We start from the raw sequence: 24,756 nt of genomic DNA, 5'->3' as shown, positions 1-24,756 counted from the left end.
CACCATGGACATCACCATCAGGGCGGTACGGCCGGAGGAACACGACACGCTCGCCGAGGTCACGGCCCAGGCGTATCTCGGCGACGGGCTGCTGGACTTCGGGGAGAGCGACGAGTACCTGATCGACCTGCGGGACGTGGCCCGGCGGGCCGCCGAGGCGGAGGTGCTCGTGGCCGTGGAGCAGGACGAACGGGTGCTGGGCGGCGTGACGTTCGTCGCGCGCGGCGGCGGGCCGTGGGCCGACCTGGCGCTGGACGGGGAGGCGGAGTTCCGGATGCTGGCGGTGGCCCGGGACGCCCGCCGGCGCGGCGCGGGCGAGGCGCTCGTACGGGCGTGTGTGGAACGGGCGCGGGCGGTGGAGGGGTGCCGGCGGCTCATGCTGTCGTCGCAGGCGTCCATGCGGGCGGCGCACCGGATCTTCGAGCGGCTGGGGTTCGTCCGGACCCCGGAACGGGACTGGCAGCCCGTTCCGGGCGTGACGCTCTTCACGTACGCCCTGTCCCTCTGACACTCCGGCCGACACAACATGTGGGGGGTGCCTCAACTGGCGCCCCCCACATGTATGCTCGTGCTCGCTGTCGCCGCAGGGGAATCCGGTGCAAATCCGGAACTGTCCCGCAACGGTGTGTTGGTGTGCCTTTGTGTACGTACGAGTCCGAAGACCTGCCGACAGCGCGCCCGGACCGTCCGGCCCGGGTGCCCAGACGTCCGGGCCTCGCGGAATGGGCCGGTGGACGCGGTGCCCTGCGCCCTTGTGCCCGGGCGTGCCCGCTTCCCCTGCCCGCGAACCGCGGTGGCCCCGAGCCGAGCGAGGGAGAGCCCCCACGTGACCATCGCGCCAGCCGATCCGGTTTCAGCGATCGAGAGCGACGGAAACGACGGCAGCGACGGACCCGGGACCGTACTGCTGCGGACCCTGACCGACCTCACCGCCGATCTGCCCGACACCGACCCCGGCCGGGTCGCCGCCGCCGCGCTGCGGGGCCGGCACGCCGGTTCGGACGAGGCCGAGCTGCGCGAGCTCGCCACCGAGGCGGCCGCCGGGCTGATCGCCGAGGACCCCGCGTACTCCCGGCTCGCGGCGCGGCTGCTGACCCGGACCATCGCGGAGGAGGCGGCCGGGCAGGGCGCGGTGGCGTTTTCCGCGTCGGTGGCCGTGGGGCACCGGGAGGGCCTGATCGCGGACCGTACGGCCGCGTTCGTGACGCTGCACGCCGAGCGGATGGACGCGCTCATCGACCCGGCGGCCGACGACCGGTTCGGCTACTTCGGGCTGCGGACGCTGTACTCGCGCTACCTGCTGCGGCACCCGATCACGCGCAAGGTCATCGAGACGCCGCAGCACTTCATGCTGCGCGTGGCGGCCGGGCTGGCTGAGGACGACTCGGTACGGGCGCTGGACGAGGTCGCGGCGCTGTACGGGCTGATGAGCCGCCTCGACTACCTGCCCTCCTCCCCCACGCTGTTCAACTCCGGCACCCGCCACCCGCAGATGTCCTCGTGCTACCTGCTGGACTCGCCGCTGGACGAGCTGGACTCGATCTACGACCGCTACCACCAGGTGGCGCGGCTGTCGAAGCACGCGGGCGGCATCGGACTGTCGTACTCCCGCATCCGGGCGCGCGGTTCGCTGATCCGGGGCACCAACGGGCACTCCAACGGCATCGTGCCGTTCCTGAAGACGCTGGACGCCTCGGTCGCGGCCGTGAACCAGGGCGGGCGGCGCAAGGGCGCGGCGGCCGTGTACCTGGAGACGTGGCACGCGGACATCGAGGAGTTCCTGGAGCTGCGCGACAACACGGGCGAGGACGCCCGGCGTACGCACAACCTGAACCTGGCGCACTGGGTCCCGGACGAGTTCATGCGCCGGGTCAACGCCGACGCCCAGTGGTCGCTGTTCTCGCCGGCCGACGTGCCGGAGCTGGTCGACCTGTGGGGCGAGGAGTTCGACGCCGCGTACCGCAAGGCGGAGGCGGCGGGGCTGGCCAAGAAGACCATGCCGGCCCGTGACCTGTACGGCCGGATGATGCGTACCCTCGCGCAGACCGGCCAGGGCTGGATGACGTTCAAGGACGCCTCCAACCGGACCGCGAACCAGACCGCCGAGCCCGGCACGGTCGTGCACTCCTCCAACCTGTGCACCGAGATCATCGAGGTCACGAACGACGGCGAAACGGCCGTGTGCAACCTCGGTTCGGTCAACCTGGGCGCCTTCGTCGCCGGCGGTGACATCGACTGGGAGCGGCTGGACGAGACCGTCCGCACGGCCGTCACGTTCCTCGACCGGGTCGTCGACATCAACTTCTACCCCACCGAGCAGGCCGGGCGGTCCAACGCCAGGTGGCGGCCGGTGGGCCTGGGCGCGATGGGCCTCCAGGACGTCTTCTTCCAGCTGAAGCTGCCGTTCGACTCCCCCGAGGCGCGTGCCCTGTCGACCCGTATCGCCGAGCGGATCATGCTCGCGGCGTACGAGGCGTCCGCCGGCCTCGCCGAGCGCAACGGCCCGCTGCCCGCCTGGGAGAAGACCCGCACCGCGCGCGGTGTCCTGCACCCCGACCACTACGATGTGGAGCTGAACTGGCCGGAGCGGTGGGAGGCCCTGCGCGCCCGGATCGCCGAGGTCGGCATGCGCAACTCGCTGCTCCTCGCCATCGCCCCGACCGCGACGATCGCCTCGATCGCGGGCGTGTACGAGTGCATCGAGCCGCAGGTGTCGAACCTCTTCAAGCGCGAGACGCTCAGCGGGGAGTTCCTCCAGGTCAACTCCTACCTGGTGGCCGAGCTGAAGCGGCTCGGCGTGTGGGACGCGCAGACCCGTGAGGCGCTGCGCGAGTCCAGCGGCTCGGTGCAGGGCTTCACCTGGATCCCGGCCCATGTGCGCGAGCTGTACCGGACGGCGTGGGAGATCCCGCAGCGCGGCCTGATCGACATGGCGGCGGCCCGTACGCCGTTCCTGGACCAGTCGCAGTCGCTGAACCTGTTCCTGGAGACGCCCACCATCGGCAAGCTGTCGTCGATGTACGCGTACGCCTGGAAGCAGGGCCTGAAGACGACGTACTACCTGCGCTCGCGCCCGGCGACCCGGATCGCCCGTGCCGCGTCCGCGACCACCGTCCCCGCCCAGCAGGTGTCCGAGCCCGACGCCGTCGCCTGCTCCCTTGAGAACCCCGAGTCCTGCGAGGCCTGCCAGTAATGCCCTCCCGTCGCCCGACCACCACCCCTGATGGACGGCGCTTCGCGCCGGAAGCCCCTATTCAGAAGAACCTTCTCGACCCGGGCTTCGAGCTGACCCTGCGCCCGATGCGCTACCCGGACTTCTACGAGCGCTACCGGGACGCCATCAAGAACACCTGGACCGTGGAGGAGGTCGACCTCCACTCCGACGTCGCCGACCTCGCCAAGCTCACGCCCGGCGAGCAGCACCTGATCGGCCGCCTGGTCGCGTTCTTCGCGACCGGTGACTCGATCGTGGCGAACAACCTGGTGCTGACGCTCTACAAGCACATCAACTCCCCCGAGGCGCGGCTGTACCTGTCGCGGCAGCTGTTCGAGGAGGCCGTGCACGTCCAGTTCTATCTGACGCTGCTCGACACCTACCTGCCCGACCCGGAGGACCGCGCCGCGGCGTTCGACGCCGTGGAGAACATCCCGTCCATCCGGGAGAAGGCACAGTTCTGCTTCCGCTGGATGGACTCGGTCGAGAAGATCGACCGGCTGGAGACGAAGGCCGACCGCCGCCGCTTCCTGCTGAACCTGATCTGCTTCGCCGCCTGCATCGAGGGCCTGTTCTTCTACGGCGCGTTCGCGTACGTGTACTGGTTCCGCTCGCGCGGCCTGCTGCACGGCCTGGCGACCGGCACCAACTGGGTGTTCCGCGACGAGACGATGCACATGAACTTCGCGTTCGAGGTCGTCGACACCGTCCGCAAGGAGGAGCCGGACCTCTTCGACGACGCGCTCCAGCAGCAGGTCACCGACATGCTGCGGGAGGCCGTCGAGGCGGAGCTGCAGTTCGGCCGCGACCTGTGCGGTGACGGCCTGCCGGGCATGAACACCGAGTCGATGCGCCAGTACCTGGAGTGCGTCGCCGACCAGCGCCTGACGCGCCTGGGCTTCGCCCCGGTGTACGGCTCGGAGAACCCGTTCTCGTTCATGGAGCTCCAGGGCGTCCAGGAGCTGACGAACTTCTTCGAGCGCCGCCCGTCCGCCTACCAGGTGGCGGTGGAGGGTTCCGTCGACCTCGACGAGGACTTCTGACGTGCTCGGTACGCGGTCGGCGGCGTGTGCCGCCGCCGCGCTGACCGTCGCCGCGGGCCTGGGTGTCCGGTCCGCGGCGACGGGCGCCGTCGCGACGTACGCCGGGGACGCGCTGTACACCGTGCTGATCGTGACGCTGGTGGTGCTGGCCGTGCCCCGGCTGCGGCCGGTGGCGGTGGCCGGGATCGCGCTCGGGTTCTCCTGCGCCGTGGAGCTGTTCCAGCTGACGGGCGTCCCTGCCGCGCTGGCCGCTCACAGCAGGCTGGCGCCGCTCGTCCTCGGCACCTCGTTCAACGCCCCGGACCTCTTCTGGTACGCGGTCGGCGCGGCGGCCGGCTGGGGCGTGCTCGCCGGGTGCTCCGCCCTTCGCAGTTGCCGGTCGATGGCGCGTTCCCGGGCGTGCCACACGAGTGAGGGGAGCGTGACGAGGAGGATGAGCCCGGTGAGCCCGAGGTAGTTCAGGAGTGCGGTCATGTCCTCCACTGTCGTCGCTCCGTACGCGAAAAATCAGTGGCAGGACTGTCACCAACCATCGAATTACTGCCACACTCATGGCATGTTGAAGAATGTGGCCGCCGTGCTGCTGGAGGGTGTGCACCCCTTCGAACTCGGGCTGATGTGCGAGGTCTTCGGCCTCGACCGCAGCGACGACGGGCTTCCCGTCCACGACTTCGCCGTGGCGTCCGCCGAGGGCTCCCGGCTGCGGACCCACGCCGGTTTCACGATCGGCGTGGAGCACGGGCTCGAACGGCTGGCGGAGGCGGACCTCGTCGCGGTCCCGGCCGGCGGCGGGTATGTGAACCGCCCGTACCCCGAGCCCCTGCTCGCGGCGCTGCGCGATGCCGTCGACCGCGGGGCGCGGGTGCTGTCCGTGTGCACCGGCGCCTTCGTGCTGGGCGCGGCGGGGCTGCTCGACGGCCGCCGCTGCACGACGCACTGGCGGCACGCGGCCGAGCTGGCCCGGCGCCATCCCCGGGCGCTGGTGGACCCCGATGTGCTGTACGTCGACGACGGCCCGGTCATCACGGCGGCGGGGACGGCGGCCGGGATCGACGCCTGCCTGCATCTCGTACGGCAGGAGTACGGCTCGGAGGTCGCCAACACCATCGCCCGCCGCATGGTGGTGCCGCCGCACCGGGACGGTGGCCAGGCCCAGTACATCGACCGGCCGCTGCCGCGCAGCCGGTGCGACACGGTCGGGGAGGTGCTCGACTGGATGGAACGGCACCTGGACCGGGAGATCACCGTCGAGCAGCTGGCGGTACGCGCGCACATGTCACCGCGCACCTTCGCCCGCCGGTTCCAGCAGGAGACGGGGACGACGCCCTACCGCTGGCTCCTGCGCCAGCGGGTGCTGCTGGCGCAGGAGTTGCTGGAGGCCACGGACGACACGGTCGACGCGATCGCCGGCCGGGCCGGTTTCGGGAACGCCGCCGCGCTGCGGCACCACTTCCTCCGCACGCTGGGGACGACCCCGAACGCGTACCGCCGTACCTTCCGGGGGCCGCTGCGGGGCGTGGCCTGACCGGTCAGATGCCGCAAGCGGAGGCGGACCAGTAGCGGCTCGCGCGGTGGTCGAGGTGCGTGTGGTCGCCGTGCCCGGGGTAGCCCGGACCGAGGATGCCGTTGAAGCCGTGGTTGCGGGCCTGCTGCGCCAGTCTGCACAGCGAGTGGGGGCCGGCGCCCAGGTCGGCGGCGTCCCCGTACAGGTGGCGGCTGCCGGACGCCCCGCCGACCGCGTCATTGCAGGCGTACGAGCGGAAGCCGCTGGTCACGGTGATGGGCTGGTCGCCGAGCGCGTGCCGCATGGCCTCCAGTTTCCACATGGTGCGCAGCGCGTTGGACCTCGCGGTGGCGGCGCTGACGGCTCCGCCCTCCCAGGTGGTGTTGCAGTCGTTGAGTTCGGCGTAGCTGAAGTGGACGGGTGTGCAGTCGTCGTCCTGGAGGGCGTAGAGCTTGCTGAAGGTGGCGCTCCCGGCGATGCCGTCGGGGTTGAGTCCGTACGCGGCCTGGAAGCGCTTGACCGCTGCGGTGGTGGCCGGGCCGTAGGCGCCGTCGACGGCGAGGACGCCGCCGTAGCCGGGGTAGCCGGCGACCCGGATCTGGAGCTGGGTGACGTCGGCGCCGGAGGCGCCCTGGGAGAGGGTGCGCGACCAGGTGTAGCAGCCGTCGGCGTGCGCGGTGCCGGCGGTCGCGACGACACCGGCCAGCGATGCCGACATGAGCATGACAAGCGAGAGGAGGAGTCGTACGGTGCGTCCGGGCATCGGACCTCCATCGTCGTGAGGGACGCCCACGAGACTGACCGGCGGGTCCACGCGCGTCAACAGGTCCTGAGTGCTTGTCATTTGCCGGACCAATGGCGGCCAGGGGCACGTCATACGAAGGCCCCGTCCCGGTCACCGGAACGAGGCCTTCCGGCTGGGTCGGCTGTGTCAGTCGTTCGGGACGACCGGGTAGCGGGGCGTGCCCTCGGCCATCTGCTTCAGCGCGTCCTTGCGGTCCCGCTTCGAGAGCCGGTCGATGTACAGGTACCCGTACAGGTGGTCCGTCTCGTGCTGGAGGCAGCGGGCGAAGTACCCGGTACCGCGCACCTTGATGGGGTTGCCCTTGATGTCCTGGCCGCGCACCACCGCGTAGTCGGGCCGCGCCAGCGAGGCGTACGCGCCCGGCACGGACAGGCACCCCTCGTTGGAGTCGTCCAGGACGCGCCCCTCCACCGGCAGCTCCTCCAGCACCGGGTTGCACACCACGCCCACGTGCCGCACGCCCTCGTCGTCCATGCAGTCGTAGACGAAGACCTTCAGGTCGACGCCGATCTGGTTGGCGGCCAGGCCCACGCCCTCCGCCGTCCGCTGGCTGGCGAACATGTCGTCGACCAGCCGCGCGAGCTCGTCCCCGAACTCCGTGACGTCCTTGCACTCCTTGTGCAGCACCGGGTTGCCGACCACCGTGATCGGGCGGGAGGTGCCGCGCTCGCGGTACGCGCGCTCGCGCTCCTCGCAGTCCTCCGTGTCGACGATGAAACCCTCGTCGTCGACCTGCTGAGCCGTCTCCTGCTGCGCCATGTCCGCTTCTGCGCCTTCCTGAGTACCCGATGCCGCGCCGTACCCGTACAGCACGCCGCGCGTTGTGCCCGTACAGCCTACGGGGCGCCGGTGACAGGGGTCAGCAGACTTCCTCGAGATCCCGCCACTCACGGCTGTCCGGGCTGTCCGCCACCCAGCCGTCCAGGAGTCCCCGCACCAGCCCGGCGGGCGCCGCGATGCCGCACTCGCGCTCCGGCACCCACAGCTCGCCCGGCGACCGGTGCCCCAGCGGCCCCGGGTGCCCCGGCTCGCTGTGGTCGTGCGGGTCCAGGTGCTCGCCCTCGCCCTCGGCGCTGGGCATCCGCGACTCGGAGCAGGCCCGGCACAGCAGCCGTACCGACGACGACCAGTCCTCGGCGGCGAACCCGGCGTCGGCGGCCAGCCGCTCCAGGGCGTCCCGGTCGTCCTCGGTGGCCGCCTCCAGGAGGACGACCCAGGTGGGGACGGGGGACGGCGCCCACAGTTCGATCTCGTCGAACACGGGGAAGCTGTGCCCGGCCGATGTGGTCCGCTCCCCGTTGGGCACCCCGTCGTGCAGCACGACCTCGCCCCAGCGCCGCCCCGAGGACGGCAGCGGGATGGACAGCACCTCTATGCGGGCCGGGTCGAGCCGGCGGCCCCAGACCACCTCGGCCTCGCCCTCCGGCGACAGCCGTACGGCGGCGCTGCCCAGCTCCATCCCGGTCGGCTCCCCGCCGGCCGCGGCGGCCCCGGGCACCTTCAGCCCGTAGGCCTGCCAGGCACGGCGGGCCAGCGGCCAGTCCTGGAGCGCGGTGGCGGCGATGCCGACGTTCCACCAGTCGGGGGCACCGGTCTCCTTGTCGAGCAGGGCGACGGCCCGCAGCCCCGCGGTGCGCGCCTGCTCCCAGTCGTGCCGGAACTTGTGCAGGAGCGCCAGGTTGAACCAGGACTCCGAGAGCCAGGGCTCCAGGTCCGCCGCGCGCGTCAGCAGCGCGCCCGCGTCCTCGTACCGCCCGTCCCCGATCAGCGTGAACGCGCGGTCGGTGGCCTGCCGCCACGAGGCGGAGGGCCGATGCCGTACCTTCCCGAAGATCCTCACGATTCCCGCCTGCCGGTCTGCCGGTCGCTGAAGGTCTCTGCCCCCGGACACCCTCTTGTTCGCATCCAACCATGCCGGGTCGCACGCCCGCTCATTACCCATGGGTTACCCAGGCGCCGGGCCCGTGACGCCGCCGCGGGCGAGGACTCTGGCGAGCGACTCCACCACGTTCGGGTGATAGTCGCGCGCGGTGCCCAGCCGCAGCCGCTCCAGGGCGCACAGCGCCCCGTCCGGGTTCTCCGCGCCTTCCCGGGACAGCTCGTCGTACGCGTTGACGGCGCGGACGATCCGCGCGGGCAGCGGCTGCTCGTGGTACGGGTCGGCCTGCCGCTCCACGACGACCGCGACGGCCGCCGGTACGCCGGTCTGGCGCACCACGGCGCCGCCCAGCAGCGCGATCCGGCGCTGCTCGGCCTCCGGGAGACGGGCCGTGGCGCCTTCCGGTACGGGGTCGACCAGGGACAGCTGTCCGATGTCGTGCATCAGTGCGGCGTACTCCAGAACGGTCAGGTCGGGCCCCGACAGTCCCAGCTCGCGCCCGACGGCGCGGCTGAGCGCCGCCACCCGGTGTGCGTGTCCGGGGGACGTGTACCCGGCGATCTCGGTGGCACGCGCGAGGGAGGCGATGGTCTGGCGGTACGTGTCGCGGACGGCGGCGTACCGGCGGAACGACAGCTGGGTCAGCAGCAGCGGTACGCAGAACACGGGCAGGGCCCACAGGCCCGCCACGGCCACGGCCAGGGCCATCACGGCGCCGGTGGCGCACACGGCGGAGCCGATGCCCGGCAGGGCGCGCAGCTGGTCGCGCAGCAGCGGGCCGTAGGGGTGACCGGTGCGGGCGCGCAGCAGCAGGGCGGCGAGCACCGCGTCGCACAGCGCGGTCATCACGAGGAGGGCGAGGAGGAACAGCGCGTAATAGTGCCCCCGTCCAACGGCCCTCAATAGCTCGCCCGAGTTGTACAGGGGCTGGAAGCAGACGGCGGCGAAGCCGACCGTGAGGACCCGACGGGTCACCTGGTCGAGCGCCACCCCCCGCCCCCGGGCGACCTGCGGTACGGCTCCGACCAGGGCGGCCGCGACGACGACCGCGACGATCTGGGCGGCACCGTGAGTGGTGGGCCGCCCGGCGCACTCGCCGAGCAGCGCGTACGCGAGGGCGCCGGCCGCCGCGAGGGGCGCGGGCTCCCTGGCCCGTGGCTCTTCGAGCGCTGGTGGCCCGCCGGCGCCCGGCCGGGCGCCGCAGCGGGTGAGTTCACCCACCGTGATGAGGACTCCGAAGGCCAGCGCGGTCCCCGGCTGGGCCATCCCGTGCCACAGGGTCCAGCCGAGCCCGGCCGCGGCGACCGTGCCGGCGGCGGTGTGGAGGAGCCCACTGGCGGTGACGGACACCCCGCGCGGTCGTGGCTGTGGCTGAGTCCGTGGCGTCACCGCGCGCCGTGGCTGCGGCTGTGGCCGTGGCCGTGGCGTCACCGCGCGCCGCCCCGGGCCGGGCCGTGGCCGGGCGCCGGACGCCACCCTGCCGGGACGTTTCCGCGCGGACGCGCCGGGGTATCGGGGGCGGCGTTCGCGGACCGCCCGGAGCCCTTGCCGGGGGCGGCCCCACCGGCCGGCACCGTCTCGTCGGCCGTGACCGCCGTCCGCCAGCCGTGCCGGTCCAGGGCACGCACCAGCGCCCGGACCATCCGCGGGTCGAACTGCCGCCCCGCGCACCGCTCCAGCTCCGCCACCGCCGTCGCCACCGGCCGCGCCCTCCGGTACGACCGGGTCGACGTCATGGCGTCGAACGCGTCGGCGACGGCGACCACACGTGCCGCCTCCGGGATCCGGTCGCCGCTCAGCCCGTACGGGTAGCCGCTGCCGTCCATCCGCTCGTGGTGGTGCAGGATCGCGGCGCGTGCCTCGCCCAGGAACCCGATGCCGCGCACGATCTCGTGCCCGTACTCCGGGTGCAGCTCGATCACCCGCCGCTCCTCCGGGGTCAGCGGCCCGTCCTTGCGCAGCACCCGCGTCGGGACGCCCAGCTTGCCGACGTCGTGGAGGATCCCGGCGAACCGGATCACATCGAGCCGTGCCTCGTCCATGCCCAGTTCGCGGGCGATGAGCACCGAGGCGTGACCGACGCGTTCGCTGTGCCCCCGGGTGTAGGTGTCCTTGAGGTCGACGGCCTGGACGAGCGCGCGGATCGTGGCCTGGTGGGCGGCGCGCTCCCGGTGGTACTGGGCGTACACCCAGCAGGAGATGTACATGGGCAGCAGGACGAACAGCGCGGCCGGCCAGCCGTACGGGCTGCGCCACAGCACCGCCATCATCAGCCCGGCCAGCCCGTGCACGGCGTGCGGGGCGATCGCCCGGAGCAGCAGCCCGCGCCAGGCGCCGCGCACCGGCACCCGTTCGGCGGTGGCCAGGATGCCGCCGTCGAGGGCGGTGACCACCAGGCAGAAGGTGAGCGCGGCGGCGCCGGCGGGCAGCAGGACGTACGGGAAGTCGGAGGCGGCCACCGCGGCGGGCCCGTCCAGGAGCAGGGCGGCGTGCGCGGCGGCCCACGCGGCGAGGGCGAGCTGCGCGGCGCGCCAGATCCGGCGGGGCGGGGCGGGCCGGTGCTCGACGTGGGAGACCAGGGCGCCCGGTACGGCGACGAGGGCGGCCGCGGCGGGCGGCAGCAGCAGGGCGGCGGCGAGCAGCACGGGAAAGAACGATCCGGCACCCACCGGGACGGACCCGGTGTCGAGCGCCCGGCCGAGGAGGGGGCAGCGGGCGGGCCACTCGCACACGGCGTAGAGCGCGGCGAGGAGCGCGAGGGCGGGCCAGGGCGTCCGGGCACCGGGGCCGAGCGCCGGGAGTGCGAAGGTGACGGCGCACAACACGGCTCCCGCGATGTACGCGCGCGCCGCTGCCGGAATCTCCACCACCGTCTCCCCGCCGTCTCGTCGGCCTCGCGTTTCCGCCAAGTGGACCGTCAGGCTAACCAGTTGGCTCCGGCGCGGCGGCGGGACGAAACCGATTAGCACCTTCGGGTGACGGGAGGAATGACGTGAGGAAAACGGGGCCCGGCGAAAGCCCGCGCCCCCGGGAAGGGCGTCGCACCGAGCCCGGGACGGGCAGCGCACGTGCCCCGGAACGGCGGAGGGGCGCGCCCCGAAACGGCGGCGCACCGCACCCCCGGAACGGCGAAAGACCGCGCCCGGGAACGGCGGAGGGGCGCGACACCAACGTGGCGCGCCCCTTCTCCCGCAGAGCGGCGGGTGTTACTCCTGGGTGGCGGCCGTGATGTCGTGGTCCGGCACGGCCTCTCCCGACCGGATCAGCTCGATCCGGCCCATGACCTTGGCCCGCAGGTCGGCCGGGACGTCATCATGTCCGCAGCACCGCTTGACCAGCTTCTTCACGGCCTGTTCGAGCCCGTACTTCTCCAGGCACGGGGAGCACTCCTCGAAGTGCACCTCGAACTTGGTGCAGTCGCTGTCGGGCATCTCGTGGTCGAGGAACTCGTAGAGGTGGTCCAGGACCTCCGAGCAATCCGTCTCGTGCGGCTCTCCGCAGCTCATGAGCCCGAGCCTTTCCCGTTGTTCGACGACTCTCCGGCGCCCGCGGGGACCAGTCCGCGTTCGCGGGCGTAGTCCTCGAGCATGCCGCGCAGCTGGCGGCGGCCACGGTGGAGTCGGGACATCACCGTACCGATGGGCGTACCCATGATGTCCGCGATCTCCTTGTACGCAAAGCCCTCGACATCGGCCAGATAGACGGCGATGCGGAACTCCTCGGGGATGGCCTGGAGGGCTTCCTTCACGTCGGAGTCGGGCAGGTGGTCCAGCGCCTGGGATTCGGCGGACCGCAGACCGGTGGACATGTGCGACTCGGCACGGGCGAGCTGCCAGTCCTCGATCTCCTCGGCGGCGCTGCGCTGGGGCTCGCGCTGCTTCTTGCGGTACGAGTTGATGAAGGTGTTCGTGAGGATCCGGTACAGCCACGCCTTGAGGTTGGTGCCCTCACGGAACTGGTGGAAGGACCCGTACGCCTTCGCGTACGTCTCCTGCACGAGGTCCTCGGCGTCGGCGGGGTTGCGCGTCATGCGCAGCGCCGCCGAGTACATCTGGTCGAGGTACTCGAGGGCGTCGCGCTCGAAACGCGCGTTGCGCTCGGCCGTGGTCTCCTCGTGGCCGTCGTCGGTCCCTGTGTCGGTCCCAGTGACCGGACCCACCTCCTCCAGCGCTGCGGCGGCGAGACCGAGTGCGGACCCGCTCGAATCGGAGAATAGTCGACCTTCCGGGGACAGGTCCTTCCGATTTTTCCCACCCGGTGTGCGACTCGACAGGCCAGGGGCGGTCCTGGCCGCGGGCAGCACGGTCCAGTCCAGCTCGGTGGCGGCCTGCGACCGGCTCGGGCAGATGGTCGAACCCATGCGACAAACTCCCTCTCCTGGCTCTTCTCTCTCACCGACGCTCGTCACAACACCGGCCGGGCCGTCCGTCATTCCCGCAGGGCCTCGACCCATGCGGCGACCCCGTCGGTGATCACCTTCAGGGCCTCCTCCTGGGTGAGGGGCGCCCGCTTCGGCACCGCGAACCCGTGATCGCCGAAGGGCACCTCGACCAGCTCGTGGTCCCCGTCGGGGAACTCGGCCGGCCTGCCGAAGGGGTCGTTGCCGCCCTGGACGACGAGGGTGGGCACCCCGGCGCCGAGCAGCTCGGCCGCGCGTGACTTCTCGGGGCTGCCCGGCGGGTGCAGCGGGAACGACAGGGCGAGTACGCCGCGGGCGTCCAGCTCCCGCGCCGTACGGCAGGCCACGCGGGCGCCGGCGCTGCGCCCGCCGGCCACCACGGGCAGGCCGGGGGCGCGCAAGGCAGGCCACAGGTCGCGCCAGCCCTCGTCGAGCCGCTTGGGAGCGGGGGCGAGCTTCTTGCCCGCGACCCGCCAGGGCTGCTCGACCAGCGCGACGGTCACCTCCGCGGCGGGCAGGGTGGCGGCGAGCGCCTGGAGGTCACGGGCCTCGATGCCGCCGCCGGCGCCGTGGCCGAGGGCCACGACGAGGCGGGCGCCCTCGGCCTCGTACCAGGTGATACGGGCGTCGCCGAGGCCGGTCGGGACGGTTTCGGTGGTGGTCACCCGGCCATCCTGCCGCGTGCCGGGCGCGCCTGCCGCGCTCAGAACAGCGTTCCCTCCTCGGGGGCGGCGATTTCCTCCAGCAGTTCGGGGCCGTTGTTGCGGACGTTGCTGACGGCGGTGGTCACCGGGTAGGCCCGCATCAGGCCCGCGGGCGGCGGGGTGAGCAGGGAGCGCAGGTCGTCGGTGTCCGTGCGGGCCGGGTCCAGCCAGGCGTCCCACCCGTCGGGCGTCAGCATCAGCGGCATACGGGGGTGGATGTCGGCCAGTGAGCGCGGGCCCTCGGCGGGGGCCACGCCCAGGGGATCCTTGTCGGCCTCGGTGGTGATCACCGAGCAGGTGGCCCACCACGCCTGCGGGTGGTCGGGCGGCAGGGTGGGGTCGCGCCAGAACTCGTACAGCCCCGCCATCGCGAAGACCGACCCGTCGGCGGGCGTGACGAAATACGGCTGCTTGCGGGGGCGCTTCTTCTTGCCCTGCTCCTCCAGCTGCCGCTCGGCGGCGCCGGTCACCCACTCGTAATAGCCGTCGGCGGGCAGGATGCAGCGGCGCTGGGCGAACGCCCGCCGGAAGGACGGCTTGTCGTGCACGGTCTCCGCGCGGGCGTTGATCATCCGGGCGGCGCCCTCCGGCGTCTTCGACCAGGACGGCACCAGGCCCCATTTCAGGACCCGCAGCTGCCGAACCGGACGGTCAGGATCCGCGTCCTTGTCCTTGAGGGGGCGTTCGAGGACCGCGTACACCTCTTTGGTGGGGGCCACGTTCCAGTCAGGAGCCAGGGTCTCCTTCGGCTCCCATTTCTCTATCTGGAAGAGTCCGGTCAGATCCTCGGGCCTACGACTCGCCGAATAACGTCCGCACATACCTGCCAACACTGCCACGTGCCACTGACACCATGAGGAGCCGTCCGAGAAATGGCCAGCACCGACATCCTCGGTACCCAGCCCGCCCCGGACCTGTGGCTCGTCGTCGTCACCGCCGCGGCGGCCCTCGCCGTGACCGTCCCGCACCGGGTGTGGCGCGTGGCGCGCAACGCCGTCACCATCGCCCACGAGGGCGGCCACGGGCTGATCGCCCTGCTCACCGGCCGCCGCCTGGACGGCATCCGGCTCCACTCGGACACCAGCGGCCTCACCGTCAGCCGTGGCAGGCCCACCGGCCTCGGCATGATCCTGACCGCGGCCGCCGGCTACACCGCGCCCTCCCTGCTCGGCCTCGGCGGCGCCTGGCTGCTCGCCGCACACCGCGTCACCCTGCTGCTGTGGATCGCCACGGCGCTGCTGATCACCATGCTGGTGATGATCCGGAACGCGTACGGGGCGCTCACCGTCATCGTCACGGGTGCGGCGTTCCTGCTGGTGTCCTGGCTCACGGAGCCGGACGTCCAGTCGGCGTTCGCGTACAGCGCCGTGTGGTTCCTGCTGCTGGGCGGGGTACGTCCGGTCTTCGAGCTCCAGGCCAAGCGGCGGCACGGTGGTGCGCCCGACTCGGACGCCGACCAGCTCTCGCGGCTCACGCACGTCCCGGCGCCGCTGTGGCTGTTCTTCTTCCACGCCGTCTCGCTGTGCTCCCTGATCGGCGGCGGGCGCTGGCTGCTGGGTCTGTAGCACCAGGGTGCGGGACGTGCGCCGCGTGCCCGGTCCGTGCGCCCGCCGCACGCCTTTGTGAACCGATACGGGTCCTGGCTGCTCGGTCCGTGATCGGCCATGACCACTTGCCCCGTCTAAAGTGAGGGGCATGACCGAAACCCCCGCACAGTTCGATCTCTGGCCGGCCCCGTACGCGAGTGGAGCCGTGGACGCGACCGTCACCGTGCCCGGGTCCAAGTCGGTCACCAACCGGGCCCTGGTGCTCGCCGCCCTGGCCTCCGAGCCCGGCTGGCTGCGGCACCCGCTGCGCTCGCGCGACACCCTGCTGATGGCGGAGGCCCTGCGCACGATGGGCGTCGGCATCGAGGAGGGCGTGGGCCCGGACGGTACGGGCGAGCGGTGGCGGGTCATCCCGGCGGGCCTGCACGGCCCGGCCACGATCGACGTCGGCAACGCCGGAACGGTCATGCGCTTCCTCCCGCCGGTCGCGGCACTGGCGACGGGCCCGGTCCACTTCGACGGCGACCCGCGCTCCTACGAGCGCCCGCTGCACGGGGTCATCGACGCGCTGCGCACCCTGGGCGCCCGGATCGACGACGAGGCGCGCGGCGCGCTGCCGATGACCGTGCACGGTGCGGGGGCGCTGGAGGGCGGCCCGGTGGAGATCGACGCCTCGTCCTCGTCGCAGTTCGTCAGCGCCCTGCTGCTGTCGGCGCCGCGCTTCAACCAGGGCGTGGAGGTCCGGCACACGGGCGCCAAGCTGCCGTCGATGCCGCACATCCGGATGACCGTCGACATGCTCCGCGCGGTGGGCGCCCAGGTCGACGAGCCGGAGACCGGTGGCGAGCCGAACGTGTGGCGGGTCTCCCCCTCCGCGCTCCTGGGCCGCGACCTGACCGTCGAGCCGGACCTGTCCAACGCGCAGCCGTTCCTGGCGGCCGCGCTGGTCACCGGCGGGCGGGTCACCATCCCCGACTGGCCGGAGCGCACCACCCAGCCCGGTGACGCGCTGCGGGAGATCTTCACCGAGATGGGTGGCTCCTGCGAGCTCACCGAGGAGGGCCTGACCTTCACCGGAACGGGCACCATCCACGGCATCGACGTCGACCTGAGCGAGGTCGGCGAGCTGACGCCCGGCATCGCGGCGGTCGCGGCCCTCGCCGACTCGCCCTCCACCCTGCGCGGCGTGGCCCATCTGCGGCTGCACGAGACGGACCGGCTGGCCGCGCTCACCAAGGAGATCAACGAGCTGGGCGGCGACGTCACCGAGACGGCGGACGGTCTGCACATCCGCCCGCGCCCGCTGCACGGCGGCGTGTTCCATACGTACGACGACCACCGGATGGCGACGGCCGGGTCGGTCATCGGCCTCGCCGTCGAGGGCGTGGTGATCGAGAACGTGGGGACGACCGCGAAGACCCTGCCGGACTTCCCGCAGATGTGGACCGGAATGCTCGAGGCCTGACGACATGCGCCGCTACGGCAAGAACCCGGACGAGGACGACATCCGTTCCCGTCCCAACCCCAAGGGCAACCGCCCCCGTACCAATATCCGGCCCAAGCACGAGGACGCCGCCGAGGGCATGGTCCTCACCGTGGACCGCGGCCGGCTGACCTGCCTCGTCGACGACCGGGTCGTCATGGCGATGAAGGCCCGTGAGCTGGGCCGCAAGGCGGCCGTCGTCGGCGACCGGGTCTCCCTGGTCGGCGACCTGTCCGGCAAGAAGGACACCCTCGCGCGGATCGTCCGGATCGAACCCCGCGCCTCGGTGCTGCGCCGCACGGCCGACGACGACGATCCGTACGAGCGGGTGGTCGTCGCCAACGCCGACCAGCTGGCCATCGTCACCGCCCTCGCCGACCCCGAGCCCCGCCCCCGGCTGATCGACCGGTGCCTGGTCGCGGCGTACGCCGGCGGCCTGGAGCCCCTGCTGGTGCTCACCAAGTCCGACCTCGCCCCGGCCGAGAAGCTGCTGGAGCTGTACGGCGCGCTGGACATCCCGTACGTCGTGACCAGCCAGGACGAGCTGTACGACGGGCACACCGCCGCCGACCGGGTCCGCGAGTACCTGGCGGGCCGCACCACCGCGTTCGTCGGCCACTCGGGCGTCGGCAAGACGACGTTGGTGAACGCCCTCGTACCGGAGGACCGCCGGCGGCTGACGGGTGACGTCAACGCGGTGACGGGCCGCGGCCGGCACACCACCACCTCGGCGCTGGCGCTGCCGCTCGACCGCGCGGACGGGTGGGTGATCGACACCCCGGGCGTACGGTCCTTCGGGCTGCACCACGTCGATCCGTCCCGCGTCATCAACGCCTTCCCGGACCTCGTACCGGGGACGGAGAACTGCCCGCGCGCGTGCAGCCACGACGAGCCGGACTGCGCGCTGGACACCTGGGTCGCGGAGGGTCACGCGGATCCGGCCCGGCTGTATTCGCTGCGGCGGCTTCTCGCCACGCGGGAGCGACGCGAAGGTGACTGAGTCGCGCACGTTTGCGGGTACCTCCGCCTGGTAAGTGCATAATCGCACCAAGTGACACAGTGGCAGGAAGCAGTCACCGACATCACCGAGGTCACCGACGCGGGAGGCACTGACGATGGCGTGGCTGCTGGTGATTGTCGCCGGGTTCCTGGAGACGGGTTTCGCGGTCTGCCTGAAGCTGTCGCACGGCTTCACCCGGCTGTGGCCGACGGTCGCGTTCGCCTGCTTCGCCCTCGGCAGCTTCGGACTGCTGACGCTGGCGCTGCGGAAGCTGGACGTCGGCCCGGCGTACGCGGTGTGGACCGGCATCGGGGCGGCGGGCACGGCGATCTACGGGATGATCTTCCTCGGGGATCTGGTGTCGGTCCTGAAGATCATCTCGATCACGCTGGTGATCGTCGGAGTCATCGGGCTTCAGCTGTCGGGCTCGTCGCACTGACGCCCAGTGCGTGACGCACCAGGGCGCCGAGGTCCTGCGTACCCGGTGCGATCACGTACGAGAGGGCCAGCCGCACCGCCAGTTCGCACGCCCCTTCGGCCTCACCGTGCCCCAGCGCGGCCCGCGACCGTTCCCGTACGGCGGCCACGAGCTCGCCGGGGGCCGGCGCCCCGGCGTCGGCGCGGCGCTGCGCGGGCGTGCCGGCCGGCGCCCGGGAGCGGGCGGGGGCGGGGCGCGGCGCGGGCAGCCGGTCGCCCCAGCAGCCGGTGAGCAGGGCGCGCAGCAGCGGCCGCTCGGCCGCCTCGCCGACGGTCCACTCGGCGACCGAGACGAGCCGGTCGATGGCGCCGTCGCCGTCGCCGGGCCTGTCCGCGGGCCTGTCCTGGGACCTGTCGTCGGGCCTGTCCTGGGGTCCGTCCTCGGGCCTGTCGTCGTGCCTCTCCTGGAGGGCGCGTTCGACCCCGTACAGATAGGCGTCGGCCTCGCGCCGCACCAGGGCGCGGGCGAGGCCGTCCTTGCTGCCGAACTCGTTGTAGAGGGTCTGCCGGGAGACCCCGGCCGCGGACGCCACGTCGACCATCCGGACCGCCGACCAGGGCAGTCCCCCGAGCGCCGTCATGGCGGCGTTCAGCAGTGCTTCTCGCGCGGTGGGCATCGTCGCCTCCCAGGCCGTCGCCTCGGCTCTGCGCTCAGAGTTGACGGGCGTCCACGCACTGTCAATAGGCCCTGCTGAACGAGCTCGTCCCCCGGGATAGAGTCGGCCCATGGCCGATTACCACGATGATCTGCGTCTTGCCCACGTCCTCGCGGATGCCGCCGACGCCGCCACCATGGACCGGTTCCGGGCCCTGGACCTGAAGGTCGAGACCAAGCCGGACATGACCCCGGTGAGCGAGGCGGACAAGGCGGCCGAGGAGCTGATCCGCGGCCATCTGCAGCGGGCGCGCCCGCGCGACGCGATCCTGGGCGAGGAGTACGGCGTCGAGGGCACCGGCCCGCGCCGCTGGGTGATCGACCCGATCGACGGCACCAAGAACTACGTCCGCGGGGTGCCCGTGTGGGCGACGCTGATCGCGCTGATGGAGGCGGGGCCCGGCGGCTTCCAGCCGGTCGTGGGCGTGGTGTCGGCGCCGGCGCTGGGCCGCCGCTGGTGGGCGGCGAAGGGGCTGGGCGCGTACACGGGGCGCAGCCTGACTTCGGCGACGCGCGTCCACGTGTCGAAGGTGGCGGAGCTGTCGGACGCCTCGTTCGCGTACTCCTCGCTGAGCGGCTGGGAGGAGCAGGGGCGGCTGGACGGCTTCCTCGACCTCACGCGCGCGTGCTGGCGGACGCGCGGCTACGGCGACTTCTGGCCGTACATGATGGTCGCGGAGGGCTCGGTGGACATCTGCGCGGAGCCCGAGCTGTCGCTGTGGGACATGGCGGCGACGGCGATCGTGGTGCAGGAGGCGGGCGGTACGTTCACCGGCCTCGACGGGCAGCCGGGCCCGCACAGCGGCAACGCGGCGGCGTCGAACGGGCTGCTGCACGAGGAGCTGCTGGGGTACCTGAACCAGCGGTACTGATGCTGACCGCCCGTCATGGCGTGAGTGCGCCAGGTGGTGCACACCCCTTGTTGAGCCCCGGGCGAGCTGCCACTCTGAGAATCCCCCCACTTGTGAACTTGTGAATTCCTTCTTGTTGAAGGGTTCACCAAGTCGAGGGATTTCACCAAGGAGGTGGCTCCATCCATGCTCGTCCGTGACGCCATGAGCACGGTGGTCCTCACCATCGGCCCCGCACACACCCTGCGCCAGGCGGCCGCTCTGATGGCGGCGCGCCGCGTCGGCGCGGCGGTCGTCCTGGACCACGACACCAGCGGCCTCGGCATCCTCACCGAGCGGGACATCCTCGTCTCCGTGGGATCCGGCCAGAACCCCGACATAGAGACGGCGGGCGCGCACACCACCACCGACGTCGTCTTCGCGGCGCCGGGCTGGACCCTGGAGGAAGCCGCACAGGCCATGGCTCATGGCGGTTTCCGGCACCTGATCGTGCTGGACGGCGACGGGCCGGTCGGCATCGTCTCCGTACGCGACATCATCCGCTGCTGGGCGCCGGTGCGGCTGCGCGAGGCACGGCGCGAGGCGACACTGACCGCCGGCTGACGGCGGGCATACGAGAGGGCCGGCCCCCGCGACGGGAGCCGGCCCTCTGTATTACGACAAGCGATCCAGTGCTGTTCAGCCGCGCAGGGCCTGGACCGCGGCCTCCAGCCGCTTGCCGTAGTCCTCGTCCGCCTGGCGGAAGTTGTTGATCGCGCGCTCGGCGATGTCGTCGCGCGACACCTTGGCGATGAAGCCCGCCAGGTTCGCGATCAGACGCTCCTTCTCCGCCTCCGACATCAGCCGGTAGAGGTTGCCCGCCTGGACGAAGTCGTTGTCCTCGGCGTGGACGGGCGCCTCGTGGTCGCCGGTCACACCGGTCACCGGCACCGGCTGCCACAGCGGGCGGCCGGTCTGGTTCGGGCCGCCGAAGCTGTTGGGCTCGTAGTTCTTCGCGCCCTGGTGGCGGCCGTCGTACAGGAAGCCGTCACGGCTGTTGGTCCGCGCCTCGGTGGCGTGCGGCCGGTTCACCGGCAGGTGGTCGGCGTTGATGCCGACGCGGTAGCGGTGGGCGTCGCCGTACGCGAAGAGACGGCCCTGGAGCATCTTGTCGGGCGAGGGGCCGATGCCGGGCACGAAGTGCGCCGGGGAGAAGATCGACTGCTCGACCTCGGCGAAGATGTTCTGCGGGTTGCGGTTGAGCTCCAGCTTGCCGATCTCGATGACCGGGTAGTCCGCGTGCGGCCACACCTTGGTGAGGTCGAACGGGTTGAAGCGGTACGTCGCGGCCTCGGCGGCGGGCATGATCTGCACACCGACGGTCCAGGACGGGTAGTCGCCGCGCTCGATGGCCTCGCGCAGGTCGCGCTGGTGGGAGTCCGGGTCCTCACCGGCGAGCTTGTTGGCCTCGTCCTGGGTGAGGCACTTGATGCCCTGGTCGGTCTTGAAGTGGTACTTGACCCAGAAGACCTCGCCGGCCTCGTTGTTCCACTGGAACGTGTGGGAACCGAAGCCGTCCATGTGGCGGTAGCTCGCCGGTATGCCGCGGTCACCGAACAGCCAGGTCACCTGGTGCGTCGACTCGGGCGACAGGCCCCAGAAGTCCCATACGTTGTCCGCCTCCTGGGAGCCGGTGTACGGGTCGCGCTTCTGGGTGTGGATGAAGTCGGGGAACTTGATGGCGTCCTTGATGAAGAACACCGGGGTGTTGTTGCCGACGAGGTCGTAGTTGCCCTCTTCGGTGTAGAACTTCAGCGCGAAGCCGCGCGGGTCACGGACGGCGTCGGCCGCACCGAGGTTGCCCGCCACGGTCGAGAAGCGGAGGAACGTCTCCGTCTGCTTGCCGACCTCGGAGAGGAACTTCGCCCGGGTGTACTTGGTGACGTCGGCCGTCACCGTGAAGGTGCCGTACGCACCGGCGCCACGTGCGTGGACCACGCGCTCCGGAATGCGCTCACGGTTGAAGTGCGCGAGCTTCTCCAGCAGCAGCTGGTCCTGGACCAGAACCGGACCGCCGACGCCCGCGGTCTCGCTGTTCTGGTTGTCGGCGACCGGCGCGCCGGCCTCCGTGGTGAGCGGTCCCTGCGTCACGTGCGCCTCCTGCGTGTGTCCTGCCATGTCCTGCAAGTCCTGTCCCTTGGCTAATGCCGTTCCCGATCCTACAATGGACATTGTCTAAGTCAAGCCCTCATCCAAAGCCACACCCATTCGGGACTGAAGTCCCCTCCCTGTTAGGCTGGTCCTCATGAGTGACCTGTTGGAACGACTGCGCGGACGCGGCTGGCGAATGACCGCACAGCGGCGTGTCGTGGCCGAGGTCCTCGACGGGGACCACGTACACCTGACCGCCGACGAGGTGCACGCGCGCGCGGTGGAGCGGCTTCCGGAGATCTCCCGCGCGACGGTGTACAACACGCTGGGTGAGCTGGTGACGCTGGGTGAGGTCCTGGAGGTCTCCACGGACCGCCGCGCCAAGCGGTACGACCCGAACGCCCACCGCCCGCACCACCACCTGGTGTGCGCCCAGTGCGGCGCGATCCGCGACGTACACCCGACGGGCAACCCGCTGGCGGACCTGCCGGCCACCGAGCGCTTCGGCTTCACGATCTCGGACGTGGAGGTCACGTACCGGGGCGTCTGCCCGAACTGCGCCTCCGCCTGACGCGTCTCGACGAAAGCCCCCGGCCGCGCGCCGGGGGCTTTCGTCGTACGGTGCGCACGTCGTACGGCGCACGGCGCGCACGGAAAACGCCGAAGGCCCGGATCCGTCAGGATCCGGGCCTTCGGTTTCAGTAGCGGGGACAGGATTTGAACCTGCGACCTCTGGGTTATGAGCCCAGCGAGCTACCGAGCTGCTCCACCCCGCGTCGGTGAACACAACCTTACGGGACCGTGTGGACCAGCGCAAATCCATAAGCAGGGCTTGGGCCGCGTACGCACGCGCCCTACGCGGTGAGCTCCTGGTGCAGCGCCTCGCTGAGCCGTGCCGCCCGCTCGGCGACCTCGGCCGGGCCCAGCTCGACCGCGCGGGCGCACCAGCGGCGGCCCTCGGTCAGCTCGCCCCGGCGGGCGGCCAGCAGCGCCAGGCGCAGGGCGGCCCGGCCGTGTCCGGCACGCGCGGCGCGGGTCCACCAGAGCGAGGCCTCCCGCTCGTTCCCGTCGCGGGCGAGCAGCAGGCCGAGGTTGAAGGCGCCGTTGCGGCTGCCCGCCTCGGCGGCCTCCCGGTACCAGCGGGCCGCCTCCGCGGTGTCCCCGCGGGCGGCGGCCAGCATGCCGACCCGTACCTGGGCGCGGCGGTGGCCCTGCTCGGCGGCCCGCTCGTACCACTCCTCGCACTCGCTCTTGGGCGCCTGCGGCTCGCCGAGCGCGGGCGGTCCGGTGGGCGCCTGGCGGGCGTCCAGCACGGTGGCGAGGCGGAACGCGGCCTCGGCGCTGCCGCCGCCCGCCGCACACCGCAGGTGGCGCTCGGCCTCCCGCTCGTCGCCGTCCCGGAGGCGGGCGATGCCGACCTGGAGCGCGGCCTCGGTGTGGCCGGCCGCGGCGGCCCGCTCGTACCAGCGCAGCGCCGTCTCGTCGTCGTCGCGACCCGCGTAGAGGATGCCCAGGTTGAACGCGGCGTCGACGCTGCCGGCCTCGGCGGCCTTGGAGAACCAGGGTTCGGCGCCATTGGGGTCGCCGCTCTGGAGGAGCAGGATGGCGAGCGCGTTGGCGGCCTCGCGGTGACCGGCGTAGGCGGCGCGCCGGTACCACTGCTCGGCCTGGGCGATGCGGTTCTGGGCCGCGAACAGCAGGCCGAGGTTGTACGCGCCGTTCACATCCCCCGCGTCGGTGGCCGCGCGGTACCAGCGCTCGGCCGTCTGGTGCTCGCCGCGGGCGGCGTGCAGGGCGCCCAGCGCGTTGGCGGCGTTGCCGTCGCCGTCCTGGGCGGCGCGCAGCCACCAGACGGCGGCGCTCTCCTCGTCGCCCGCGTCACGGAGCAGGAACCCGAGCGCGCACGCGGCGCGGGTCTCGCCGTCCTTGGCGGACGTCAGGTACCAGCGGCCGGCCTCCTTCAGCTCGCCGCGCCGTTCGAGGATGGCCCCGAGGTGCAGGGCGGCGCGGCGGTGGCCACGGGCGGCGGCCTGCCGGTACCACTGTTCGGCGGTCTCGGTACCGGTGGCGGCGGCGGCGGTGTCGTCGGCGGCCTGCGCCTGGGCCTTGCGCTCCAGGGCGCGGGCCAGGCGGTAGGCGGCTTCGCGGTGGCCCTGCTCGGCGGCGGCGCGCAGCCACCGCTCGGCGCCGACGTCGCTGCGGTGCTCCAGCAGGTCGGCCAGGGCGTACGCGCCGAGCGCGTGGCCCTGCTCGGCGGACTGGCGCAGCCAGTACTCGGCCGCCGGCTCGTCGCCGCGCTCGCGGTAGTGGCGGCCCAGGGCGTGGGCGGCGGCCGCGGAACCGGCCACGGCGGCGATGCGCCACCAGCCGGCGGCCTCGTCGGCGTACCCGCGCTGGTGGAGGAGGACACCCAGGTTGTTGGCGGCGGCACGGTCGCCGTCGGCGGTGGCGGCGCGCAGGTAGGGCTCGGCGCCGTCGAGGTCGCCGCGGCGCAGCAGCAGGGCCCCGAGGACGCTCATGGCGGCGGTGTCGCCGTTCTCGGCGGCGCGGCGGTGGCGCTCCTCGGTCTCGACGGCGTCACCGGTCTCAGTGCTGTCCATGGCGGTGGTCTCCATGACAGCGTCACCCATCACATCTGCGGCGCTTTCGGCGTGCCGCTGCACAAACCGCCCTGTCTCCAACAGAGTTGCCCTGTCCCCCATAATTCCCATCGTCGCACCACCTGCTACCCGCGTACACCTGGTATACCGCAGCCAGTGAGGTCACTTCAGCGTTTTGTCGACATGCCCACAGGGAGACAAGTCAAACACGTTGCACCCCAACTGCCCCCGTCAGGGCCGTTCTTCACATGAGCCCCGGCCGGTCAGCCAAGAGCCCCTCTCCCCACAAACACGACAAGGGCCCGGATCCTGGAAGGATCCGGGCCCTTGCTTTCAGTAGCGGGGACAGGATTTGAACCTGCGACCTCTGGGTTATGAGCCCAGCGAGCTACCGAGCTGCTCCACCCCGCGTCGTTGTGTCACTACCGTATCACGACCCGGAGGTCCCCCCGCCCGCCCCGAGGA

At 72.1% G+C, this 24,756-nt stretch carries 24 protein-coding genes, 2 tRNA genes and 1 riboswitch; of the genes, 12 read left to right on the top strand and 14 right to left on the bottom strand.

Annotation, left to right across the window (positions count from 1 at the left end):
- Positions 1–4: 4 nt before the first annotated feature.
- The 5 genes from AMK26_RS10240 to AMK26_RS10220 all read left to right on the top strand — a co-directional run bounded on the left by AMK26_RS10240 (position 5) and on the right by AMK26_RS10220 (position 5,782).
- On the top strand, positions 5–508 hold the full coding sequence (locus AMK26_RS10240; protein ID WP_073754763.1) for a GNAT family N-acetyltransferase: 504 nt from the start codon (positions 5–7) through the stop codon (positions 506–508).
- A gap of 54 nt (positions 509–562) precedes the next feature.
- Positions 563–685: riboswitch (cobalamin riboswitch) on the top strand.
- A 141-nt stretch (positions 686–826) separates the two neighbouring features.
- Positions 827–3,193: a ribonucleoside-diphosphate reductase subunit alpha gene (locus AMK26_RS10235; RefSeq protein WP_073754192.1), complete on the top strand. Its 2,367-nt coding sequence runs from the start codon at positions 827–829 to the stop codon at positions 3,191–3,193.
- A 107-nt stretch (positions 3,194–3,300) separates the two neighbouring features.
- Complete coding sequence (locus AMK26_RS10230; protein ID WP_073754191.1) at positions 3,301–4,257, top strand: ribonucleotide-diphosphate reductase subunit beta; 957 nt, start codon at positions 3,301–3,303, stop codon at positions 4,255–4,257.
- A gap of 1 nt (position 4,258) precedes the next feature.
- Positions 4,259–4,714 carry a ribosomal maturation YjgA family protein gene (locus tag AMK26_RS10225; protein ID WP_079277529.1) on the top strand — a complete coding sequence of 152 codons (456 nt, stop codon included), beginning with the start codon at positions 4,259–4,261 and terminating at the stop codon, positions 4,712–4,714.
- Between the two features lie 99 nt (positions 4,715–4,813).
- Positions 4,814–5,782, top strand: coding sequence for a helix-turn-helix domain-containing protein (locus AMK26_RS10220; RefSeq protein ID WP_073754190.1), 969 nt, complete (start codon positions 4,814–4,816; stop codon positions 5,780–5,782).
- Between the two features lie 4 nt (positions 5,783–5,786).
- Here AMK26_RS10220 and AMK26_RS10215 read toward each other — a convergent pair whose 3' ends face one another.
- From AMK26_RS10215 to AMK26_RS10175, 9 genes are all read right to left on the bottom strand, one after another.
- Positions 5,787–6,524 (bottom strand): D-Ala-D-Ala carboxypeptidase family metallohydrolase, encoded by a 738-nt coding sequence (locus tag AMK26_RS10215; RefSeq protein ID WP_073754189.1) that lies wholly within the window; start codon positions 6,522–6,524, stop codon positions 5,787–5,789.
- Positions 6,525–6,692: 168 nt separating this feature from the next.
- Complete coding sequence (gene def / locus AMK26_RS10210; protein WP_073754188.1) at positions 6,693–7,325, bottom strand: peptide deformylase; 633 nt, start codon at positions 7,323–7,325, stop codon at positions 6,693–6,695.
- Positions 7,326–7,425: 100 nt separating this feature from the next.
- Positions 7,426–8,406: a tetratricopeptide repeat protein gene (locus tag AMK26_RS10205; RefSeq protein ID WP_073754187.1), complete on the bottom strand. Its 981-nt coding sequence runs from the start codon at positions 8,404–8,406 to the stop codon at positions 7,426–7,428.
- Between the two features lie 105 nt (positions 8,407–8,511).
- On the bottom strand, positions 8,512–9,834 hold the full coding sequence (locus AMK26_RS10200) for an HD-GYP domain-containing protein (protein ID WP_443333153.1): 1,323 nt from the start codon (positions 9,832–9,834) through the stop codon (positions 8,512–8,514).
- 38 nt (positions 9,835–9,872) lie between these two features.
- On the bottom strand, positions 9,873–11,315 hold the full coding sequence (locus AMK26_RS10195; protein ID WP_073754185.1) for an HD-GYP domain-containing protein: 1,443 nt from the start codon (positions 11,313–11,315) through the stop codon (positions 9,873–9,875).
- Between the two features lie 336 nt (positions 11,316–11,651).
- Positions 11,652–11,951: a mycothiol system anti-sigma-R factor gene (rsrA, locus tag AMK26_RS10190; RefSeq protein ID WP_073754184.1), complete on the bottom strand. Its 300-nt coding sequence runs from the start codon at positions 11,949–11,951 to the stop codon at positions 11,652–11,654.
- On the bottom strand, positions 11,948–12,604 hold the full coding sequence (locus AMK26_RS10185; protein ID WP_198944053.1) for a sigma-70 family RNA polymerase sigma factor: 657 nt from the start codon (positions 12,602–12,604) through the stop codon (positions 11,948–11,950). Before AMK26_RS10185 ends, rsrA begins: the two co-directional genes overlap by 4 nt.
- Positions 12,605–12,873: 269 nt before the next feature.
- Positions 12,874–13,509: an alpha/beta hydrolase family protein gene (locus AMK26_RS10180; RefSeq protein ID WP_107420912.1), complete on the bottom strand. Its 636-nt coding sequence runs from the start codon at positions 13,507–13,509 to the stop codon at positions 12,874–12,876.
- A 38-nt stretch (positions 13,510–13,547) separates the two neighbouring features.
- A complete protein-coding gene (locus AMK26_RS10175) occupies positions 13,548–14,369 on the bottom strand; it encodes an SOS response-associated peptidase (RefSeq protein ID WP_073754182.1) in 822 nt (273 codons plus the stop codon).
- 51 nt (positions 14,370–14,420) lie between these two features.
- Here AMK26_RS10175 and AMK26_RS10170 point away from each other — a divergent pair, with 51 nt between their 5' ends.
- The 4 genes from AMK26_RS10170 (at position 14,421) to AMK26_RS10155 (ending at position 18,017) form a co-directional block, all read left to right on the top strand.
- The gene (locus AMK26_RS10170) at positions 14,421–15,113 is read left to right on the top strand and encodes a M50 family metallopeptidase (RefSeq protein WP_073754181.1); all 693 of its coding nucleotides are present in this window, start codon (positions 14,421–14,423) and stop codon (positions 15,111–15,113) included.
- Between the two features lie 130 nt (positions 15,114–15,243).
- Entirely contained in the window at positions 15,244–16,560 is a 1,317-nt protein-coding gene (gene aroA, locus AMK26_RS10165; protein WP_073754180.1) for a 3-phosphoshikimate 1-carboxyvinyltransferase, read from the top strand.
- 4 nt (positions 16,561–16,564) lie between these two features.
- Positions 16,565–17,578 (top strand): ribosome small subunit-dependent GTPase A, encoded by a 1,014-nt coding sequence (rsgA, locus tag AMK26_RS10160; protein ID WP_073754179.1) that lies wholly within the window; start codon positions 16,565–16,567, stop codon positions 17,576–17,578.
- A 115-nt stretch (positions 17,579–17,693) separates the two neighbouring features.
- Positions 17,694–18,017 carry a DMT family transporter gene (locus AMK26_RS10155; RefSeq protein ID WP_073754178.1) on the top strand — a complete coding sequence of 108 codons (324 nt, stop codon included), beginning with the start codon at positions 17,694–17,696 and terminating at the stop codon, positions 18,015–18,017.
- Here AMK26_RS10155 and AMK26_RS10150 read toward each other — a convergent pair.
- Positions 17,983–18,672 carry a TetR/AcrR family transcriptional regulator gene (locus AMK26_RS10150; RefSeq protein WP_073754177.1) on the bottom strand — a complete coding sequence of 230 codons (690 nt, stop codon included), beginning with the start codon at positions 18,670–18,672 and terminating at the stop codon, positions 17,983–17,985. The genes AMK26_RS10155 and AMK26_RS10150 overlap by 35 nt on opposite strands.
- 109 nt (positions 18,673–18,781) lie before the next feature.
- Here AMK26_RS10150 and hisN point away from each other — a divergent pair, with 109 nt between their 5' ends.
- A complete protein-coding gene (hisN, locus tag AMK26_RS10145; RefSeq protein WP_073754176.1) occupies positions 18,782–19,582 on the top strand; it encodes a histidinol-phosphatase in 801 nt (266 codons plus the stop codon).
- 165 nt (positions 19,583–19,747) lie between these two features.
- Entirely contained in the window at positions 19,748–20,164 is a 417-nt protein-coding gene (locus tag AMK26_RS10140) for a CBS domain-containing protein (RefSeq protein WP_073754175.1), read from the top strand.
- Between the two features lie 75 nt (positions 20,165–20,239).
- Here the strand turns inward: AMK26_RS10140 and AMK26_RS10135 are convergent, their stop codons facing one another.
- Positions 20,240–21,691 carry a catalase gene (locus AMK26_RS10135; RefSeq protein ID WP_073754174.1) on the bottom strand — a complete coding sequence of 484 codons (1,452 nt, stop codon included), beginning with the start codon at positions 21,689–21,691 and terminating at the stop codon, positions 20,240–20,242.
- A gap of 154 nt (positions 21,692–21,845) precedes the next feature.
- Here AMK26_RS10135 and AMK26_RS10130 point away from each other — a divergent pair, with 154 nt between their 5' ends.
- The gene (locus tag AMK26_RS10130) at positions 21,846–22,262 is read left to right on the top strand and encodes a Fur family transcriptional regulator (protein ID WP_073754173.1); all 417 of its coding nucleotides are present in this window, start codon (positions 21,846–21,848) and stop codon (positions 22,260–22,262) included.
- Between the two features lie 131 nt (positions 22,263–22,393).
- Here the strand turns inward: AMK26_RS10130 and AMK26_RS10125 are convergent.
- From AMK26_RS10125 to AMK26_RS10115, 3 genes are all read right to left on the bottom strand, one after another.
- Positions 22,394–22,467: transfer RNA gene (locus AMK26_RS10125), tRNA-Met, on the bottom strand.
- A 78-nt stretch (positions 22,468–22,545) separates the two neighbouring features.
- Positions 22,546–24,402 (bottom strand): tetratricopeptide repeat protein, encoded by a 1,857-nt coding sequence (locus tag AMK26_RS10120; RefSeq protein ID WP_073754172.1) that lies wholly within the window; start codon positions 24,400–24,402, stop codon positions 22,546–22,548.
- A 226-nt stretch (positions 24,403–24,628) separates the two neighbouring features.
- A tRNA-Met gene (locus tag AMK26_RS10115) sits at positions 24,629–24,702 on the bottom strand.
- Positions 24,703–24,756: the final 54 nt, after the last annotated feature.

The organism is Streptomyces sp. CB03234, assembly GCF_001905885.1.
Lineage (GTDB): Bacteria > Actinomycetota > Actinomycetes > Streptomycetales > Streptomycetaceae > Streptomyces.
The sequence above is the reverse complement of the archived record's forward strand: the minus strand, read 5'-3'. Positions and strand labels throughout refer to the sequence as shown.